Source organism: Stutzerimonas chloritidismutans (assembly GCF_051486945.1).
GTDB lineage: Bacteria > Pseudomonadota > Gammaproteobacteria > Pseudomonadales > Pseudomonadaceae > Stutzerimonas > Stutzerimonas chloritidismutans_B.
This window is the reverse complement of the sequence record NZ_JAHVDX010000001.1, coordinates 1,221,887-1,240,359: the sequence shown is the minus strand read 5'-3', so window position 1 is coordinate 1,240,359 and position 18,473 is coordinate 1,221,887. Positions and strand designations below refer to the sequence as shown.

The window sequence follows — 18,473 nt, the reverse complement described above, 5'->3', positions numbered from 1 at the left end:
CCGAGGCTGTTCGAGAAGATCTTCACTCTCCGACTGGCTTATGCCCCCGGCAACCGAAACCTCTTAGGTTTTCTTCCCCATCTGCCCCTGCCGCCTTAGCGAGTCCCCCCCTCTGGCGTTCAACCTGCTTTTTTGGTTTCGACATGCGCACGTAACTGTTGGCGTCGTGCTGTAGGAGCTGGGGACAATCGCTCGGAGCGCTCGGCTCCATCGAGACGTCATCGCTCTTGACCATGGCGCGCTTTTCGCCATCTCGGTGGTCTTGGATAGCCCACTTGTACTTCAGTTGTGCTCCAGTTGCGCTCCGGTGGTGTTCTGAAGGCTTTCAGCGGATATACCGATTGATGCTCAGTCGATGTTAGTTGATTTGAAGAACAGACAAAAACGCGGTGGAACTGCGGGCAAGACAGGTGAAGTAGGCCCACCCGCAAGCGGGCGGATCCTGCTTCACTTGCCCTAATTCGCGCTACGCGCTCAATCGGGAGTCTTGCTCTGCGAGGCTGTAACACGCGCAGGCTGAAAGCTGAGTGGAGGCTGGAAGTTTGTTACATCGGCTAGAAACACACCCAGGACGGCGTGCAGCAACACTGCTTACTGCCCGGCTCGCAACGCAGCCGGAATCTTTCCCTGTCTCGAATTTTGTCGGCACTTTCGAGGGTGCGGAATTCAGCCTGGCGAATGGAATCTGGGATAGCCGGCGCCTCTCCTTCAGAGCGATGAAACGAGAGCTAAGCATGCGTGGCGAGGGGCTTGGGCCTGTAAACGGCCGTGCATTACTGACGGTAGCTTCTGGTGGTCGCTGCTGCCGACGCAGGTGCGTTGAATTTATCAAGACCGCTTTTCGGCGAGACGAGCTCTGAGGTTTTACTACAGCCGTAATCTTTCCCCCATAGAGTTAGCTAAGTAATTGTGGGGGCGATGCGGGCTGAGCGTTATTTTCTCATGTTACGTCTGCGTGCCAGTTCGGCCTTCATCCGAGCCGATGATTCGGCCATATCTCGGCGAAGCTCTGCGAGTTCAACGTCCGTCAATGCCCGAACGTTTTCGTTGGAACCGTCCGCTTTGACTGGCAAGACATCGTTTCCGCCAATGTCACATTGTGTGGTGTCGTTTTCCCCCATGCGCACCTCCTAGTCTTCTGCTCGATAGCTCCACCACAGTCCGTATAGCGTCTGCGCGATAGGCTTCGAGTATGAGTCGCCACGTTACGCTGACTTACTGTTTTTACATTATGCCCGCGCACACCGAGCCGAGGCTGCGCGTCGTGCTGTAGATTGAAGGCCAAGCCCTCCGAGACAAAAAGCTCATGGACAGCCGCGATTGTGAGAATGCTTGCGCTTTGCTAGAGTGCAAGAGTATGCATCATAAAAAGGTTTTGAAAGATGCCATCTGTTACCGTTCGAAATGTACCCGATGAGGTACATCGTGCGATCCGCGTGAGAGCTGCTCAGCACGGCCGTAGCATCGAGGCCGAAATGCGCGACATCCTGGAGTCCGCGGTGAAGCCGAAGGGTCGGGTTAAGCTAGGCTCACTGCTGGCCGAAGTCGGTCGTAAGGCCAAGCTGACCGATGAAGAGTTCGCTTCCTTTGAGAGTATGCGCGATAGAACTCCCGCCCGTGCAGCGAGTTTTGAATGATTCTTCTCGACACGAACGTAGTTTCGGAGCCGCTACGTCATGCGCCCGAGGCCCGCGTTATCGAATGGATCGATGCACAACCGCTGGAAACGCTTTACCTGTCAGCGATGACCGTAGCCGAGCTGCGCGCCGGGGTGGCGCTTCTGCCGACCGGCAGGCGTCGTACGACGTTGCATGAAAGCCTGGAAAAGCAAGTGCTGCCCATGTTCGTTGGGCGCGTTCTGCCTTTTGATTTAGCTTGCACGCATGCGTACGCCGAAGCGCTGGCGATGGCCCGCAAGTCAGGTAGCGGCATAGAGGCAGCCGATGCGTGCATCGCAGCGGTCGCCCTTGCTAACGGATTTGTCGTTGCCACTCGCGACACAAGACCCTTTCAAGCTGCCGGTCTGACTGTTATCAACCCTTGGGAGATCTAGCCCTCACCCTGACGCCGTGAAATGAACATAAAGGCCGGGCTTCGGTGTCGCTCTGGTCAACTACCGATTAGCTACGTGGCGCAGCTATTCGATGACCCTGAAAGCCACTTTCAGAAAAGGTTATCGAACCATGAAGCACTTCCGCATTTTAGCGGCTAAAACCGCGCTCGCCGCCGTCCTGGTCGGCGGCATACACATCACGTCCACGCAAGCCGGAATTCCTGTCATCGACGGCACCAACTTGTCGCAGAACATCATGACGGCAATCGAATCGGTGGCCCAAACGCTCAAGCAAATTGAGCAGTACAGCACTCAGCTTCAGCAATATGAAAACCAGCTTCAGAACACGATGGCCCCGACCGCGTACATCTGGGATCAGGCGCAATCAACCATCAACGGCTTGATGAGCGCGACCAACACCCTGAACTATTACAAGAACCAGCTCGGCAGCCTGGACAGTTACGTCAGCAGGTTCCAGGACGTGAACTACTACAGGGGGACCCCGTGCTTTTCGGCCACCGGCTGCTCTGCCACTCAGTGGTCGGTGATGAACGACGTACAGCACCTCGCCAGTGAATCGCAGAAGAAGGCTAACGATGCTGTGTTCAAGGGCCTCGACCAGCAGCAAGACAACCTGACCTCGGATGCGGCGACGTTGCAGCGCCTCCAGACCGGCGCGCAAAGCGCTCAGGGCCAGATGCAGGCAATCGGATACGCCAACCAGCTCGCCAGCCAGCAGGCCAACCAGCTATTGCAGATTCGCGCCCTGTTGATAGCGCAGCAGAACGCCTTGGCAACCAAGATGCAGGCCGAGGCGGATAAGGAAGCCCGGCAGCTGGCAGCCGGCCTTACTTCAAGGGAGTCCAGGATCGAGCTTACGGCTAGCCCGAAAAACTGGCTCGAACTGACCCGCTGACGGAGGCAAGCATCATGAAAAAGGTAATGCTGCTTGCCGGCCTTGCGGCGGCGATGCTGTCCGGCTGCGACAACAAAACCGCCATCCCGCCCATGCCCGAAGTTAATGACACTAATTGCCAAGTTCAGGCAATCAAAATGATCAAGGACAACGCCACGCGCGAAACCTTCGCCGGGCTGTGCTCGCGCCGGACTCCGGCCGGCGGTGGCATCGCTCCGACCGAAAAGCCGCTGAACTGGTTGGAGTTGACCGACCCGAAGCACACCAATAAGCAGGAGGCGACACTATGAAAGCACTGCACAAGGCGGCGTTGATGGGGGCCATGCTCGCGGTTTACTCCTCGGCCGCATCGGCCCAGCTCACTAGCCAGGGAATGCTTGACCAAGTTGTGGCTGAGTTTGCCACTCGGGCCTCTGCTTGGCAGGCGGTGGTGATGAGCGCCGCGACGTATTTGTTCTGGACGCTGGGCATGATCTCGCTGGTCATCACGTTCGGCTTTATGGTGCTACGCAAGGCCGACATTGGTGAGTTCTTCGCCGAGTTCATCCGTTTCATGCTCTTCCTCGGGTTCTTCCTTTGGCTGCTACGCAACGGCCCGGAAATCGCCAATTCGATCATTCAATCACTGGCCCGGATCGGCGAGCAGGCGTCAGGGGTGGCGTCGGTGACACCTTCGAGCATTGTGGACGTCGGGTTCATGATCTTGAAGCAGGCATTCAGCAACTCAACAAATTGGTCTCCTGTGGATAGCTTCATCGGAGTGGTATTGAGTGTCGGCATCTTGATTCTGCTCACCGTTGTCGCCGTGAACATGCTTTTACTGCTCGTCTCGGGTTGGCTGCTGATGTACGCCGGAATCTTCTTGCTCGGCTTCGGCGGCTCGCGATGGACGTCGGACATAGCGATCTCCTACTACAAGACTGTTCTGGGACTAGCCGTGCAAATCATGACGATGGTGCTGCTGGTTGGCATCGGAAACGACCTGCTTTCAAGCTTCTACGCCAGGATGAACACCGGTGTGCAGAACTTTGACGAGCTGGGCGTGATGCTTGTTTTCTGCGTGGCATTGCTAATGCTGGTGAATCGTGTGCCACCGCTGGTGGCCGGCGTTATTACCGGTGCGGGCATTGGAAACGCTGGCGGCATCGGTAGCTTCGGCGCGGGCGCAGCTGTAGGTGTCGCGATGGGCGCGGCCAGTTTTGCGGCTGGAGCTGCAAGCATGGCGGGTAGCGCCGTGCTGAGTGGTGCAGCGAACCTCGCTGGCGGTACTTCGGCGCTCAATGCCGCTTTCATGAAAGCCCAGAGCGCAATGAGCGATGCAGGCGGAGGCGCTGACATGATGGCCAGCATGCGCGGCGAGGGTGCTTCGGCGGGTAACGAGTCGGCCAGTGCAGCGGAGACACCGTTCGCACAGGCGGCAGGCTTCGGCGATTCGTCTTGGGTTGCAAGTAGTACATCGACCGGTAACGGTTCGGGCTACTCAAGGGGTGGTGAGAAGTCCAGTACTTCGGCGGCCAGCGTTGGAGGCGGTGCCGAAAAGGTCGCTGATAGCGAAACCGATCTCTCGGGAGGCGCAGTGTCGAGGCAGCAGGGCGGTCCTCAGACTGGATCCGCCAGAACTGGCTCAGGTGGATTCACTCGTGCCGCAACACTCTCAGCGGGCGAATTAGCGAAGGGCGCAGGGACCGTGCTCAAGGGCAAGGCCCCGCAGCTCGCAGAGCGCTTCCACGAGCGCATAGACCAAACGATAGGCGGCCAAGTAGCAATGGCTATCCGGGGCGGCACGGCGGCCGATGATCCGGCCTTCGATGGGGACAGCTTAGCCGGAGAGCAGGTCGACAATGAAACCGCTGATCCCGATGGTGAGATCGCTGCTTTCGTAAATCGCTCGACACCATCGTAAAAGGCGCGTCGGCCGGTTTGGGGCCGGCCGACACTTCCACAACCCACCTGATAGAGAGGTGAATCATGGCAACCGCGAATTTTAACAGCGTAACCCAGGCAGTTCATTATGCAGCCGTACAGCTCGCAGCTTTGGACTGGATCGACCAGGAGGAGGCTCAGCAGCTCGGGCCGTTGGCTGAAGCAGTCGCCAACGCCTTCATGGTCGTCTTCTACCAGGCCGAAACTGGGAAGGCTACGCCAGCGGATTTCCGCGAGGCTCTGGACGCGGTGCGGCAGTCACTCGGCACGTAGTCTTCGCATCGGGAGTAGCAGGGAGGGGCAGCCAATGGCCACCTCTATCCTTTTTGTAGGCCGAAGACGAAAGTGAGGCGTTCCCAATGGGCGGCGAATCAGGCATGTACGGTTACTTTGTGTCCATCATGCGGCGGCTTTCCGAGCACTCTGCAGAGTCCCGTTTATAGGCCTCCGAACCAGAATGAGATGGGATTCAGCGCTGATCGGTAACGGCCACCGTCCAAATTTTCGGGCGTCGCAAGGAAGTGACGCCGCATAGCCGATTGGCCGCCAGCTGACCGGGAATCACCGCACCCTACGCCGCTTCGGCTTGTAGCTGCAGATGGGGAAGTTGGAGCAAGAGCGAAACTCCCCGTAGGGTCCCGTGCGCAGCACTAGCACACCTTGCTTGCAGACCGGGCAGGCCTCCTCTTGGATGGCCTTGCCCTCAGTGTCCACAACCACCACGGCCCCGTCTTCCTGCAGTTCCCGAAGGAACGTCGAGCACTGGCCTCGTGCGCTGAGCATGGTCACGGTGCGTCGGGCCCGGGTCAGGGCCACGTAGAACAGCCGGCGCTCTTCTCCCAACGGAAAGGTGTCGCCCTCGGGCATCGCCAGGGTCAACACCGGGTCGTCGGTGCGAGTGTTGGGGAAGCTACGCCGACGGTGTGCGCTGATCATTTCTGGGAGGATGACGTAATCCGCTTCGCTGCCCTTGGAGCGGTGGATGGTCAGGAACGATACATCGACCCAGCGGTTGAAGCGTCCCGGATTAATCGGCATATACTGCCGATCCGCGTTGTAGCGGCCCAAGACGTAAACGGACACTTTGCCGTTGCGGCCTGGTTGGATCGAGCCATCGCGCACCCCTTCGGCTAGATTCACCACGAACCGGTCGATGGCATCGGCTAACTGCTCTGTTTTATCCACCTGGAATGCCTGGAGGACCGGGCCATGGGCTGGGGTGGCCGAATGCACGCGCTTGGAGATCTGCCCAGGGTTTTTGGATACGAACGCGCTGGACACGTCGCACAACGCTTGAGGGCAGCGGAAGGTTTTCTCCAGCTTGAGCACCTGGCCGTGGCCAAACCATTCACGAAAACCCGTCATCACCGACACGTCGGCGCCTGCAAAGCGGTTAATCGACTGCCAGTCGTCGCCCACCGCGAAGAAGAAACGGCCCTTGTCTTGAACCAACCCGCGGCACAAACGGGCCCGGGCACGCGACGCGTCCTGGAACTCATCGGCCATCACCAAATCAAAGGGCGATTCCACTCGACCGCTTTCAAGGTGGCTGGCGGCGAGGTTGGGCATGTCCTCGAAGTCGATTCCGTTCTCGGCCGCCAAGGCTTGGTCCCATGCGCCCACCACTGGGCAGGCAATGTCGAGGAACATTTGGTGCCGCAGTTTGAACGTGTCGGCGGGCATCGCGTCCAACCGCCGCTGCAGGTCCGAAGCGCTCAGACCATTACTCTTGGCGTGGCTCATGAACGTGCGCACAAGTGCGATGAGTTCGATGGACTCCATGGGCTTTCGGCCGTCTCTGGGAATTTCCCGGTCAGGGTTGGGGTCGAGCACCAGCCCTCGGGCGGTTAGCTCGCGCTCTAGGCGATCGAGATCGTTGCCGTGACGTAAGCCATGGGAGGTGGTCTCAAAAAGGGCCGTGCCTTTTTCCGCGTGCAGCTGCCGCTTCCAAATTACCCCCTCAAGGTAACCTTCGAAGTGCTTTGGCGGCACGCCGTCCGCGTCGAGCGCAAAATGTTCGTGGAAAAGGCCCAAATCAGGGTAGTAGAAATCGGGGCGGTATTGCCGGTGCGTTTCGTCGGCAGTGCTATGGGGGTAGGGCGCTTCGTAGTCGTAGTTCACTCCGTTCAAAAAGAGAAGGTTGGCGATCATCACCTCTTCAAGGCTCTTCACTCGCTCACCGCGGTTGGTGACCAGCGCGCCCTTACCTTGAGCGTCCCAAACGTCGGCCGGTTCCGGAGCACCAGAGGCCGGCAAATCCCGCCCAAAGACGAAGCGGAACAAATCCCACTGGCGGCGAAACGCGGGGGAGCGATCTTTCAACAGATCTACGATCTCCGTGAGCTTGCGTACCCCACCGGCCGCGTCAGTGGCCCAGTCGGGTATGTCGGGCTTTTCTCCCGTGGCCTTGCCGATGAGGCGCAGGCCCAGGGCGTGGAAGGTGGAGGCCTCCACGGTCACGTCCGACATGCCCAATCGTTTAAACGCTTGGGCCGCGCGCTCCTTGAGTTCCTCCGCAGCTTGCTTGTTGAACGCCAGCAAGACGATCCGCTTGGGATCCACGAACCTGCGATGGATGGCGTAAGCTGCTTTGGCGACCATGGTGGACGTCTTACCCGAACCGGCCGAGGCCACGACCTGCACACGGTTGTCAAAGCACACTACGGCTCGCGCTTGCTCCCGGCTGAGCGGCTTGCTTTCCACCTGATCCAGCAGATCCTTGCAGGCCACCAGCTCCCTTTCCACGTGAGCAGCGTTGAGCGCGGCCCAAGCGGAGCGCTGGTCGGCCTCCCAAGCGTCCAAGGAGCGTTCGATCGCCTTCGCCGCCGGTCCTAAACGAACCGTCACGCCCGGCTTCTTCAAGCAGGAACGAACGGCTGCGAGGTCAACCGTGGGCTGGGCCGCTAGGACGGCGTCCTGCTGTTCGCGAGTGAACCAGCGCCGCTGCTCGGCGCAGGCTTGCTCCTGCTCGGCCTTATGCGCCAACCAAGCCTCGATCGTGCGCTGCGCGCCCTTGAGAAATGTGACGTCCTCTCGCAGGCGCTTCTCCCTCAAGGCCGCATTCAACGCTTGAACAACGGCTGCGCCCTGGGTGTTGGGCAGGCCATCGACTTTCAACTCACGGCTTTGCCCCGGGTGTAGCGTAATGTCCGTCCAGAACGTGCCCGCATGGACACGGTAAGATGCCTCGTCCTCGACGTTGACCGAATGTGTGTGGCGCCCCAACGTCAAGGCAAGTTCCAAGTCTTTCAAGCGCAAGCGCCAATCCGGTGATCTGGTTAGGCGCCGGCCCCACCATGAGGGGGACCATTGCTTTGTTGTGTCTTCCTGGATAAGCCGGTGCGGAGGCGTCACGTCGACCGTGTCAAGCACCTGGTCAGGAGGCACGGTCCGGGAAGGGCGAGTGTTCTCGTTTGACAGACTTTTTGAGTTCTTGGGATCGGTCATCAGCGAGTCTTATCGAGCCAGGCCACCGTTATAGCATCGCGGGTGCCCATGCGGGCTAGCTGCTCACTCGCCAGGTCGGCCATGCTCATGCCGTGTGTTGCCTCGTTGGCGGCTGCTTTGACCTCCATTGCCGCCAGCAATGTCGCTGAGATCGCTTTGAAGGTCAAATCCGTTCCCGATGATGTAGAGGGTGTTGGCGTTAGGTACGATCGTATGGACAGAGTGCAGTGTCTCCCAAGCGTAGCTGGCCGACCAGCGCGGCTGGAGAGAAGTAAGCTAACGTGGAGCATACCGTACGAACATCGGCTAGCCACGCCTATAGCAACAAAACCCAATTCGAACGCCCGCATGTCTAGTTCGCAGGCCATAGCCTCCAAAGCTTAATAAGGAATCAAGATGGACCGAAAGGATTTCAATTTTGCCATCCAACGTTTTCAGGCAGGCGAGAGGCCGTTTAGCTTCAGAGAGCCGACTTGGCATATTGTGGCTAACGACGGATCGTTGGTGCCCTTGAAGTATGTCTACGCAATGGCGTTGGGCGTCGATTCGCTCGATACCCACACCGATAAAGCCAAGGCTGCTGCAACAGCTGCTGGTTTTACGGTTGTTGCTATAGGCGAGGCCGGCGAGCGACGAGAGACCCGGTATTGGTGGGTTAATCACAAGCAGACATACAAGGCTGAGCTAGAGGGGGGCTACATCTGGTCGCCGAAGGAAAACCAGAACGGTTCCCGCAATCAGACATACATCAATCTCACCTTGGTGAGACCGGGCGATGTGGTGATCTCTTACGCTGGCGCCGAGATTCGCGCGATCGGCGTTGCCACAGGTGCACACCAAGAAAAGCCTAAACCGAAAGCCTTTGGGCAGGCCGGTCAGAACTGGTCGGAAACCGGTTGGTTTGTACCGGTGGAGTGGTCAGTTGTGAGTAAGGCTGTGTCGCCGAAAGCCCACCTCGCTCGCATCGTGGATCTCTTGCCAGAGAAGAACTCACCTCTACAGCGTACCGGCAATGGTAACCAAAGTTGCTACCTGGCAAGCATTTCTTCTGATCTAGGCTCGCTCATACTCAGCCTGATCCGAGCAGCTGACACCGCGGTTGTTGATCGAGTGAAGGAACTGGAGGACCAGCTAAAAGCTGATGAGGTAGAACAGGTGATCCAAGATGACGAGGCACTCTCTCCGACTGAGCGAGAGCAGTTGGTCCGCTCGCGTGTTGGTCAAGGGGCTTTCCGCCTCCACGTTATGGCGGTCGAGAAGGCTTGTCGCCTAACTGGGGTTGCAGATGGCCGCTTCCTGATTGCCAGCCACATCAAGCCCTGGAGAGACTGTACAAACGCTGAACGCCTGGACGGTGACAACGGCTTGATGCTCGCGCCGCACGTGGATAAGTTGTTTGACCGCGGCTGGATCTCGTTCGCTGATAACGGTGACCTGCTAATCGCGGCGGACGCCCCTCTCGCCGTAATAAATTCCTGGGGCTTCAATGCTGGCCTAAACGTCGGAGCTTTTTCGGCGAAGCAGCGAGGCTATCTTCAGTATCACCGCGAGGTAATCCTCCGCGGCCCACTGAATTGCTCCTGAGCTCGTAGAATCTTAATGACCGCTTCTGGCCGATGTCAGTCTCGGCAAGGTCCTGTTCCACGGGACGCTTTTGAGTCCGTGTTTAGCATCTGAAACGATGGTTGGCTGTAATGGTTAAAAAAATTCGGTTTTACGCCGTGGTACACGGACGACAAACAGGCATTTTCGATAAATGGAACGGTGGTGCTCGCGAAGCGGTTGAGCGGTTCAATGGTGCGCTTCATCGCGCTTTTAGCAGCCTTGAACTCGCTGAGGAATGGTACAGGCAAAATAGCCACACCCCTAAGTCCGCTCATTCTGCTGTTTACCATTTTGATACAGCCACAGCTGCTATAAAACCCGTTGAGTCTTTTCGGCAGATTCCGTTCGAAGGAACCGGCGCCAGAAAATTTGCTGTTTACTTCATTATCGATCCACATAGCGATGAACCGTTTTATGTTGGCGAGACGGGTAATTTAATTAGGCGTCAGAGCGCACATTTGAAATCAGCAACTAATAAAGGAAAACGTGCCTCGGCTAAGATTGCCCAGATTCTGGCCAGCGGTCAGCAGCCGGTCTTCAAAATTGTAGAATGGGTGGAGACCAAGGAGGCCGCATTAGCTGCGGAATCTCGTCGCATCAAGGAGTGTGTCGGACAGGGTTATACAGTATGGAACCGCACAAGAGAGCACCGTGAAATCAGTGAAATTTTCCAGGCCGCAAAAGTTCAGATGGACAGAGTAATTGGTGACGGCCCTATTCAGCTAGGGACGCACTCTTATACATCTCGCTTTGAATTCAAGACAAAATTATTTTATTACTTATCGAAACAGCCTTTTGGTCGGCTAACCCATCCTGTTGCGGTCGAAAAGTTAGGTTTGTTATGGGACACAACAAAATCCGGGACGGGAGCATTGGAATTTTGGTTAGTGCCTACGGATAAAGGTCATGCTTTAGAAGTGCTCGATTCGTATTATCAAAGAGTGCGTTTCAACTACCCCATAGCTATAGACCGTATCAGCTAAGCTAAAGAAATGATCGGGAGTGATACGAGCCTGAACGCTTGGCGTCATCAGGTCAGGATGAGCAGTCAGAAATTTCGACTGCCAAGCTCCACAGAATAGACAATGCCTATAAAGAGCGTGCCACGATATTACTTACTGGCTGTAATGAATCCACTACGGCCTCGTGACAGACATAAGGCTGCCAGCAACTGCCTTCGATATACGCCTGATTCTGGCCGATTCTGTTGAAAAAGTTCCGTCGCGATTTTTGCCCATGAAAGAGCGTGAGCGACGTTGAAATCTGGTGCGCTCAGAAGGCAGAGCTGCCTTGGTTTTTTACGTAGCAACGCCGAAATCGAGCATTTTTTGAGCTGCCGATAAGCAGCTCTCTCAGAGGCCGACTTTTTCAACAGAATCGGCCAGGAGCAGACACTCAGCGGTGTGCAGGAAGCCGGGACGATTCATTAACACCTTGCTGCCAGTTCTGAAAGGCATGGAATCGGCGCTAGCTGATATAACTATAATGCTTTGGCAACGATGCAGTACTCGCAGGGCTTCGAAAATTCAGAAACGGCAGGTGTGCACATGACAAAATTGAAGGTCTATGCTGATTTAGTAAATGACATTTTCGGTCCAGGAACAACCACCTTCAATATCGAAGCAACGACATCGAACGATGTCGTTGGAGCAATAGCCAGCATCACAAACTTTGAGGTTTTTAGGGGGAATTTTACAGCCCGTCTTCGCAGACTCCAAAGCGCAATTAAGTCAAATGAGGAAATTTCCGTTCCTATCATTAACGCGGTTAATGGTGTCGCCAAGCTAGGCGGATGGGAAGGCTACTACGCAGAATTGGCAGCACTGGATTATTTCTTAAGTGATGCAGAAACGGGGCCTGGAGAGATCAAACTAGACGTTACATATCCAGCATCAGCCGCAATTGCCTCCGAATTTGGAATGCAAAATATCAATTACGACTTGTGCATTCCTTCCTTAGGCGTCGTCTCCGATTTCAAAATTCTTTCAGACAAGAGCGGCGGAATTCTAGAAGGTATTTTTAAAGAGTTCCGCTCCACCAAGGGTATAGGTCGGCTAACGATCTTGCCTGAATACTCCGATGACGAGGATTATGAAATATTTCAAAGGCAACGCAGTAGCCTACTGAAAGAACTCATTGATGAAATCGACCTAACGATAAGACCCCCTTATTTTCGTAGCAAAATAATCGATGGCCTTTCCTATCGGTTCGGATGGGGAGCTGGTGTAGTGTTCGCGGAGAGTAGTTACGATTCGAAAACTCACGCATCAAATCACCAGCGGCTATTGGTGACACATGCAAAAAAATTTTCACGAAGAGATCCTACAATAATTATTTTTGTAGTGTTCCCCTGGGCTAGCGAAAGAATCATGCTTTTTAGCGAAATGGGTATTAGCCAAGAATTCATCTACAATCTCGGCTCTAAATTTTTTGACACGACTACAACTGCTCACACTGAGGCCAGAAGCATAAATAAAAATATAAAAACCGCAATCACACTTGCAGAAATATCTCGCCACTTATCCGGAATCATCCTGATTGAGGATAATGCCATTCTATCCACTGAAGATAATTCAACGTTGAAGACAAGCTATATATTTAACACTAACGCGATACACGATCTTCATGGCAGCAAACTAGAAACCTATCTAAAGCGGAGAGGCGCAGACAATCTTGCAACCTTGCCACCAAGATAGTGCCGCTGATAATTTCGTTCCCTAACCATGTGCGTCCATTATAGACGACATGCTTTCAAACGCGTTCTTAAGAACGACTACGGCATGCTCAACATTGTCCGAGTGGCAGATTGTTGGTCAATCGCGGCCCCTCACGACAGGCAGAAATCGGCCAAAAGCAGACTATTCCGCAGTGATTTAACAGACCGCCTTTGTGGCTTGAAGGTATCTATGAAGGAATGGGCAATTCAGACTGATCAAGCGAAACCATTGATATAATCCCCGGCCTAAAGACCGGGGATTCCTAACAACAGCTCCTAAGATTTGCATACCTTGGCCCAATAGTGGCTAAGCGACTTAAAGTGGCCAAGGTATTGGCCAACTCCGTAAGCCAGTATCAGGCAAGAGAACATCAGAAGGTACTTTGTACGGAGTACGAAATAGAACGATTCTGCGCACCCACCACTAGCTTTTGGCAGGTCTTCTAATGCGTAGGAGCCGGGAACTCCTCCGGTATAAACCACATCTTTGCAGCCGAAGGGGTAGCCAGAGAGGATCGTCATCTGTTCGTTGAGGCTCCAGAGAAGGCCAAGTCTCGGCTCGTAGCCGTCTGAGAGGATAATGCTGGCGATCATTGTGATGATGGCAATCGCTATCAGGATCGTACCTTCTTTCTGGTGATTACTACTTGGCAGTGGAGCTTTACCGATTGCTGGTGCAGCCACTGCGGCTTGTTCTGGCTCTGGTGTCGGGAGTTGCTGGGTTATTTGGGGCTCTTGGATATCGATTTCGATTAGGCACTCAGCCCCGGCTTGCTCGACGCGGGATTTGATCTTGTTAGCGAGGGTAAGGTTAGTGCCCTTTTTGATGGTGGCCTTGCTTGTAATCAGATGCTCAATTTCGCGCTTATTTTTAACCTGGATGAACGTCGACAGGTCTTCAATTACATCCTCCATCGTGCCGTTGAGAAGGTTGCCTGTCAGGCTCACATTAAATTTTTGCTCCATGTCATCCCCCGTGACTCACTGCATCAGTATGCCGCTTAGAAAGTGTCGTTCTTGCTCACCTGACGACGGTAACGCTCTACCTTGTGCGGATCACATTCCACCTTCACTCTTTTAACGTAATGAACTTCTACCGAGGTTGGGATGACGTCTAACGTCTCCTCGCGCACATCCTCATCCTCAGGGATATGATGAAATGCCATAGCCCAGGGGCTTGACGCCAGAGCAGTCTCAGCCTCGTCAGGCATTGGGACTTCCTCCCGCACGCAATAGTCGGGGTACCAACCATCACTGTCGCAACTCATGGTGCTGGCACTCAGCTCGACGCCTGATGGTAGATCCATGCTCTTCACGCGTGACGCCTTGTGGAACAGTACGATGTTGTCTCCCTCTTCTGACTGTGTCGAATTGAAGAGGATGCCGTCCAACGTCGGATCGTTTTCGGTCGCCAGGAAATCAGCCACCGCCTGCGTGGAGAGGTAGTCGAACTCCTGATCATCGGGCATCACCGGCCGCGTCATCTTGCGACCGAGCGATTGCAGGAAGGACACGCGCTCCAGCCGTTGGAGCAGCGTCGGGTCGAACACGCTCCCACCGTCTGACGCATTTTCAAGCGCGGAAAGATCCAGAAGGCGTAGAGGGCGGATGATTCTGAAAGTAGCCAGCGCGACCTGGCTACCCACTGGCGGCCGAACCTCAGCGAGAGCAACACCTGGAGAGGTGGCCCCATAGAATACCGAGATACCTCGGGCATTCATTCTGCCCGCTGCCGCAGCACGGGCGGGGGGAGAGCCCAGGTGGCGATCGGGACGGCAAAGTGCCTCTTTAAGCGGCTCCTCCGACTGGAACACTCGCGCTCTGAAAAGAATCGCAATCGACGTACCGGGGCCAGCGTCGACAACAACCGGCTTGCCATCCAAGGTGCCGAGCTGATCTATCCTCCCGAAAACAGCTGCGAGGTGTTCTGTAGCTGCCCGAGAAAAGTACCTGGCCTCAGTTTTCAGCGTTCTCTCGAAATACCGCCACTCATACTGCCAGGTAGCGTCGCTAGAATCCTTCTGCTCATAGTACGAGTCAGCGTCGAACTCGCACTCGTCTCCCATGGCCGCCGTGTCGAAGTCAGAGTGCCGTTCACCGAGAACCTCCAGTACATCTGCAACCGCCTCATTCGGGATGCGGGCTGCGCCTTCGATAGCATCGTAAACGGGCTCACCGTTTCGCTCCCATTCGTAATCCGACTCTCTATCCCGCAGTAGGCTTTGCTGCCAATCATCCGGCTCATTGGATGTGCGAACGTAGTGTTCGGCGAATGCTTGCTCAATCCGATCCGCGAGTTGTTCGATCGTCCAGCATTGGCCTTCACTCTCACAGTAGGAGCACACCGCGATCTCGCCTGTGGATGCAATCTCGCTGGAAAGGAACGGCTCCTCCACACACTGGTCGCAGATCCACAGCTCTTCACCTTGCTCGTTCATCGAGCCTCCCCGAGATTCCAGATCATCAGCCGACAACTGATGCTCGCCAACTTATTCCGGCCCTGAACCGTAGAAGATTTGAGGTCTGCATTACAATCGGCGACAGACCACTATTTGGTGCTGATGGGCCGCTACGGTCGAGAACAGCCCGTTGCTAACGGCTGCTGTTGGGCCGAAAGCTGCCCGCAGATAAGGGCCAGATACGGAAACTCTGAAGTACCTTAGTGTGCAGGTTCCGGTTTCCGCTTATATGGTGGATCAGCAGGAGGAAGACAATCTTTGAACTCCTCGTAGATACCTGCCATTTTTCCGGCCTCCGGTGGGACACCAGCAAGGATCAGAAGTAGGTTCCCCGCAATTCCGAGCAGCCCATTCGAATGCCGTATCTCCATCAGAACCAGCTCTAGCGGGAAACCCTTTCCGTGGCGATTCACCGCATGGATGCCCCCATGCACGAATGAACTCAAAGGTCGCCACGAGTAGTGCTTGAATTCTTTGAGATGCGCCACTGGGGCGTGCGGCGCCTTCTCCTCAATTGCCTCTAACATTTGGCTGAGCATGGGGATTTTGCTGGCTTGCTTAGCGGTTTCCTCGGTGAGCTCAGCAAGCATTAATTCAGCTTGGTTATCTGTTGCCACGTAAAGCGCCCAAAGCGCGCGAACAAGGGATTCATACTGAACACGAAGGAGAGCAGCGGCAGATGTGTACAAACCTGCTGCCACCAGATGCTTCACGCTTCGAGCGTGCTCGAATCCGAGGCTAGCGAGTGACCTGGCTGCCCGAAGGCGGCTGGTACTGTCAAAAAGTGGCAATGCCAGGAAACTAGCAAGACGGTTCTCTAGTAGAGCCGAGCGTGAAAGCAACTGATCAATGACCATTCAAGTCAGCCTAATGAAATTCTTAATGCCCGGTACTCTACCTTCAGCAGGTCCTCTCCGCTTACGGCCAAAACCTGCCTATCGCGACCGGGTAATTACCGCCAGAGTTCGGCATTGCAAAACACGACATCATCCGCCAAGGCTTCGTAGAGCAGCTTCTTCCATCCATTGACCAGCAAGCTAGGGGCATTAGCCCCTGAGCGGAGGAAATCAGAAAACTCTTCTGGGGGCAGCCTTCTGAAATAGCTCTCACGCAAGTCCATCAGGGTGCTGAGTTCAGAGCCCGCTTGGATGCTGTAGCGCTCGGCAATTCTGAACAGGTCAAAATGATTTACTACCCTTGCCTTGTCCTCATCACTCCAGTCATCCGGCGGACTGGCGCTATAGGTGATCGTGCACGGGCTGGTGTGGGATACGGAAACGCTGATCCACCTTTCCTCGAAAAACTGTCGTTTGTCCAGATACGGATGAAGCGGTTGGCGATACGAGTGATCAATCAGGGGGTTGCGCTTGTCGGTATTACAATCACGGCAGGCAGGAATCAAATTATGGGGAACGATCGCCAGCTTCGGATAGTTGGCCTTTGGAAAATAATGATCCAGGGTTCGAGGCTGTCCTATTCCTCCACATGTCGGGCAATGATCACCTGCAGCCACCAAGATAGAGTCGTAGAGCGCTCGGCCAGGCTCTCGCTTCACCATGTAGTAGTCATAAAGGTAAACCAACTCGCTTTTTCGAATGTCGTCGATCACGAAAGGGTCTTCCCCCTTAACCGACCTCAGATATGGCATTTCCCAAGTGGATCCAGCAGCGACTCTTTCGATAAATTCAGCTGCGTTGGCGGTGATACTTGGAAGAACGCTCCTCATTCTGTCTCGCTGCTGATCATCGATGATCGCAGAAGTGCAGGCCATGTAGGCTTCCTCGGGAGAGTAGCTCGGGGCAAACAGTTGCTTCATGCCTGACCCGTCGAATCACGCTCAGCGATTAACGCTCGAAGAACTGCTTGCCCTTCGAGTCCTACTCTTCCACCAAATTTTCGAAGGATCACGTCAAAGCTGTGTCCTTCGGCAACTTCAGCAGCAAGCAGTGTATGAAAACCCGAGGATGCCACCTCCAAGCCAAAAACTTCCCGGGTCAGAATCCCCACATTCTCGCCGAACGTCTCGACTGTTGGCCGCTGCGCTGAGGCTACCAAGTTAGAACGATGAATTTTCCATACACACGACGCAGGAATTTCTTGGAGCACCACGGGCGAGTGCGTGGCCACGATCGCTACACCGTTACGATCCAGAAGCAGCTCACTCAACGCCCGAATCAATGCGGATAGCAGCGGCGGATGCAGATGACTCTCGGGTTCATCCATCAGGACGAGAGTTTTTTCTTCGACCCGTTCGACCAGCTTGGTGATAGTCAGCAGCACGACCGAATGGCCGGAGCTAAGGTTTGAAAAGATTTCGTTGGCGGTCTCGGTCCATTCTTCGCCGCTCAAGGACAGAAGCCGTTCGAATCCCAAACCTGCAAAATTCTCGTCAGACTGCAAGGTTGTGACGGCCTGCCGCCAACGATTGCGCTTATGCGTATCCCGTAGGCACCCCCTCATGCCGGCAAGGAAGTCAGATTTGAGAGCGTCTCGGCGCTTCAGCTCATGCCATGCGTCCTCACCTTTTGACTTCAACCCGACATAGAAAAAACAGGTGCCTTTGGCTGGATCTGGCTGCTCTGGAGGTGGATCGAAGGGATCAAATGCGCTAAAGGATATGAGCACTACGCTGCTGAAGAAATCCGGGGTAATAACCTCCCGTTGTTGCCGCCAATAGTTATATTGGTGAATTGCATCTGCGCCGGTGTGGCCATTGTGAATGGCATTGGTGATGCCGTTGAGGATGGTGGTTTTCCCTATGCCATTTCGCCCGATAAGCGCGTGCACATTTGTTAGAGGCGTCGAATCAACGTCTACCTCGAAACTCAACTCAATCCCGGCGGTAGAGCTGTCAGACTGCTTCGTATAGACGAAGGAGAAATTGGTTCTAACAGCACCGCCACGGAGCACTCTCGTGAATTGATTTTTGACGCTGCTCAAGCTTACATCGCGCAACAACGAGATTGAAAACACGGGCTCATCTTTTATCGTTTCCAAAATTTCAGGATCGGCGACGATGTCATTCATCCCACTTAGAAAGTCAGGCCGCAGCTCGTCCGAGAGCGAGTTCGCAATCTTCTGGTAGTACTCGACATTGGTACCGAGTGAAAAGAAGCCCTCTGGAAGCGTCTCAAAAGAATCCGGAAGCTTGGATCGAGTGGCCGTGGAAGTATCCTGCCCTTTGAACCCAATCTTTACGTTCTCAAGGTCGTGGGCTTGGCCAAATTCGTCAAATACGATCACATAGAACATCGTGATGAAGCTGTGATCGTTCCAGCGGTCATATTTCAGATAGGCAGCACTAACTCCGGCGCTCGGGAATTTATCTTCCCTGCCTATAATGTGAAATTTCAT

General features: G+C 55.0%; 16 protein-coding genes. 9 read left to right on the top strand and 7 right to left on the bottom strand.

The features are described from left to right. The first annotated feature begins 1,382 nt into the window (after positions 1–1,382). The 6 genes from KXR72_RS05615 (at position 1,383) to KXR72_RS05590 (ending at position 5,165) form a co-directional block, all read left to right on the top strand. Positions 1,383–1,637, top strand: coding sequence for a FitA-like ribbon-helix-helix domain-containing protein (locus KXR72_RS05615; RefSeq protein ID WP_437420093.1), 255 nt, complete (start codon positions 1,383–1,385; stop codon positions 1,635–1,637). Then, positions 1,634–2,053: a type II toxin-antitoxin system VapC family toxin gene (locus tag KXR72_RS05610; RefSeq protein ID WP_437420092.1), complete on the top strand. Its 420-nt coding sequence runs from the start codon at positions 1,634–1,636 to the stop codon at positions 2,051–2,053. The genes KXR72_RS05615 and KXR72_RS05610 overlap by 4 nt, the downstream gene beginning before the upstream one ends. A 130-nt stretch (positions 2,054–2,183) precedes the next feature. Then, positions 2,184–2,969 carry a P-type conjugative transfer protein TrbJ gene (gene trbJ, locus KXR72_RS05605; RefSeq protein ID WP_437420385.1) on the top strand — a complete coding sequence of 262 codons (786 nt, stop codon included), beginning with the start codon at positions 2,184–2,186 and terminating at the stop codon, positions 2,967–2,969. 26 nt (positions 2,970–2,995) lie between these two features. Then, entirely contained in the window at positions 2,996–3,259 is a 264-nt protein-coding gene (gene trbK / locus KXR72_RS05600) for an entry exclusion lipoprotein TrbK (RefSeq protein ID WP_437420091.1), read from the top strand. Next, positions 3,256–4,872, top strand: coding sequence for a P-type conjugative transfer protein TrbL (gene trbL / locus KXR72_RS05595; protein WP_437420090.1), 1,617 nt, complete (start codon positions 3,256–3,258; stop codon positions 4,870–4,872). Before trbK ends, trbL begins: the two co-directional genes overlap by 4 nt. 65 nt (positions 4,873–4,937) lie before the next feature. Further along, complete coding sequence (locus tag KXR72_RS05590) at positions 4,938–5,165, top strand: type I toxin-antitoxin system ptaRNA1 family toxin (RefSeq protein WP_437420089.1); 228 nt, start codon at positions 4,938–4,940, stop codon at positions 5,163–5,165. A gap of 288 nt (positions 5,166–5,453) precedes the next feature. Here the strand turns inward: KXR72_RS05590 and KXR72_RS05585 are convergent, their stop codons facing one another. Both KXR72_RS05585 and KXR72_RS05580 read right to left on the bottom strand, forming a co-directional pair. After that, on the bottom strand, positions 5,454–8,246 hold the full coding sequence (locus KXR72_RS05585; protein ID WP_437420384.1) for a UvrD-helicase domain-containing protein: 2,793 nt from the start codon (positions 8,244–8,246) through the stop codon (positions 5,454–5,456). 92 nt (positions 8,247–8,338) lie between these two features. Beyond that, positions 8,339–8,506 carry a hypothetical protein gene (locus KXR72_RS05580; protein WP_437420088.1) on the bottom strand — a complete coding sequence of 56 codons (168 nt, stop codon included), beginning with the start codon at positions 8,504–8,506 and terminating at the stop codon, positions 8,339–8,341. 229 nt (positions 8,507–8,735) lie between these two features. Between KXR72_RS05580 and KXR72_RS05575 the strand changes: the two genes are divergently transcribed. The 3 genes from KXR72_RS05575 to KXR72_RS05565 all read left to right on the top strand — a co-directional run bounded on the left by KXR72_RS05575 (position 8,736) and on the right by KXR72_RS05565 (position 12,640). Beyond that, entirely contained in the window at positions 8,736–9,923 is a 1,188-nt protein-coding gene (locus KXR72_RS05575) for an HNH endonuclease (RefSeq protein WP_437420087.1), read from the top strand. 110 nt (positions 9,924–10,033) lie between these two features. Continuing rightward, on the top strand, positions 10,034–10,927 hold the full coding sequence (locus KXR72_RS05570; protein ID WP_437420086.1) for a ribonuclease H1 domain-containing protein: 894 nt from the start codon (positions 10,034–10,036) through the stop codon (positions 10,925–10,927). A 564-nt stretch (positions 10,928–11,491) separates the two neighbouring features. Next, on the top strand, positions 11,492–12,640 hold the full coding sequence (locus KXR72_RS05565; protein ID WP_437420085.1) for a hypothetical protein: 1,149 nt from the start codon (positions 11,492–11,494) through the stop codon (positions 12,638–12,640). Positions 12,641–12,936: 296 nt separating this feature from the next. Here the strand turns inward: KXR72_RS05565 and KXR72_RS05560 are convergent, their stop codons facing one another. The 5 genes from KXR72_RS05560 to KXR72_RS05540 all read right to left on the bottom strand — a co-directional run bounded on the left by KXR72_RS05560 (position 12,937) and on the right by KXR72_RS05540 (position 18,473). Beyond that, complete coding sequence (locus KXR72_RS05560) at positions 12,937–13,626, bottom strand: hypothetical protein (protein ID WP_437420084.1); 690 nt, start codon at positions 13,624–13,626, stop codon at positions 12,937–12,939. A gap of 35 nt (positions 13,627–13,661) precedes the next feature. Continuing rightward, positions 13,662–15,098 (bottom strand): RES family NAD+ phosphorylase, encoded by a 1,437-nt coding sequence (locus KXR72_RS05555; protein WP_437420083.1) that lies wholly within the window; start codon positions 15,096–15,098, stop codon positions 13,662–13,664. 221 nt (positions 15,099–15,319) lie between these two features. Continuing rightward, on the bottom strand, positions 15,320–15,976 hold the full coding sequence (locus KXR72_RS05550; protein ID WP_437420082.1) for a DUF6988 family protein: 657 nt from the start codon (positions 15,974–15,976) through the stop codon (positions 15,320–15,322). A 95-nt stretch (positions 15,977–16,071) separates the two neighbouring features. Further along, positions 16,072–16,935, bottom strand: a complete 864-nt coding sequence (locus tag KXR72_RS05545) for an HNH endonuclease (protein WP_437420081.1) — start codon at positions 16,933–16,935, stop codon at positions 16,072–16,074. Next, complete coding sequence (locus KXR72_RS05540) at positions 16,932–18,473, bottom strand: AAA family ATPase (protein WP_437420080.1); 1,542 nt, start codon at positions 18,471–18,473, stop codon at positions 16,932–16,934. Before KXR72_RS05540 ends, KXR72_RS05545 begins: the two co-directional genes overlap by 4 nt.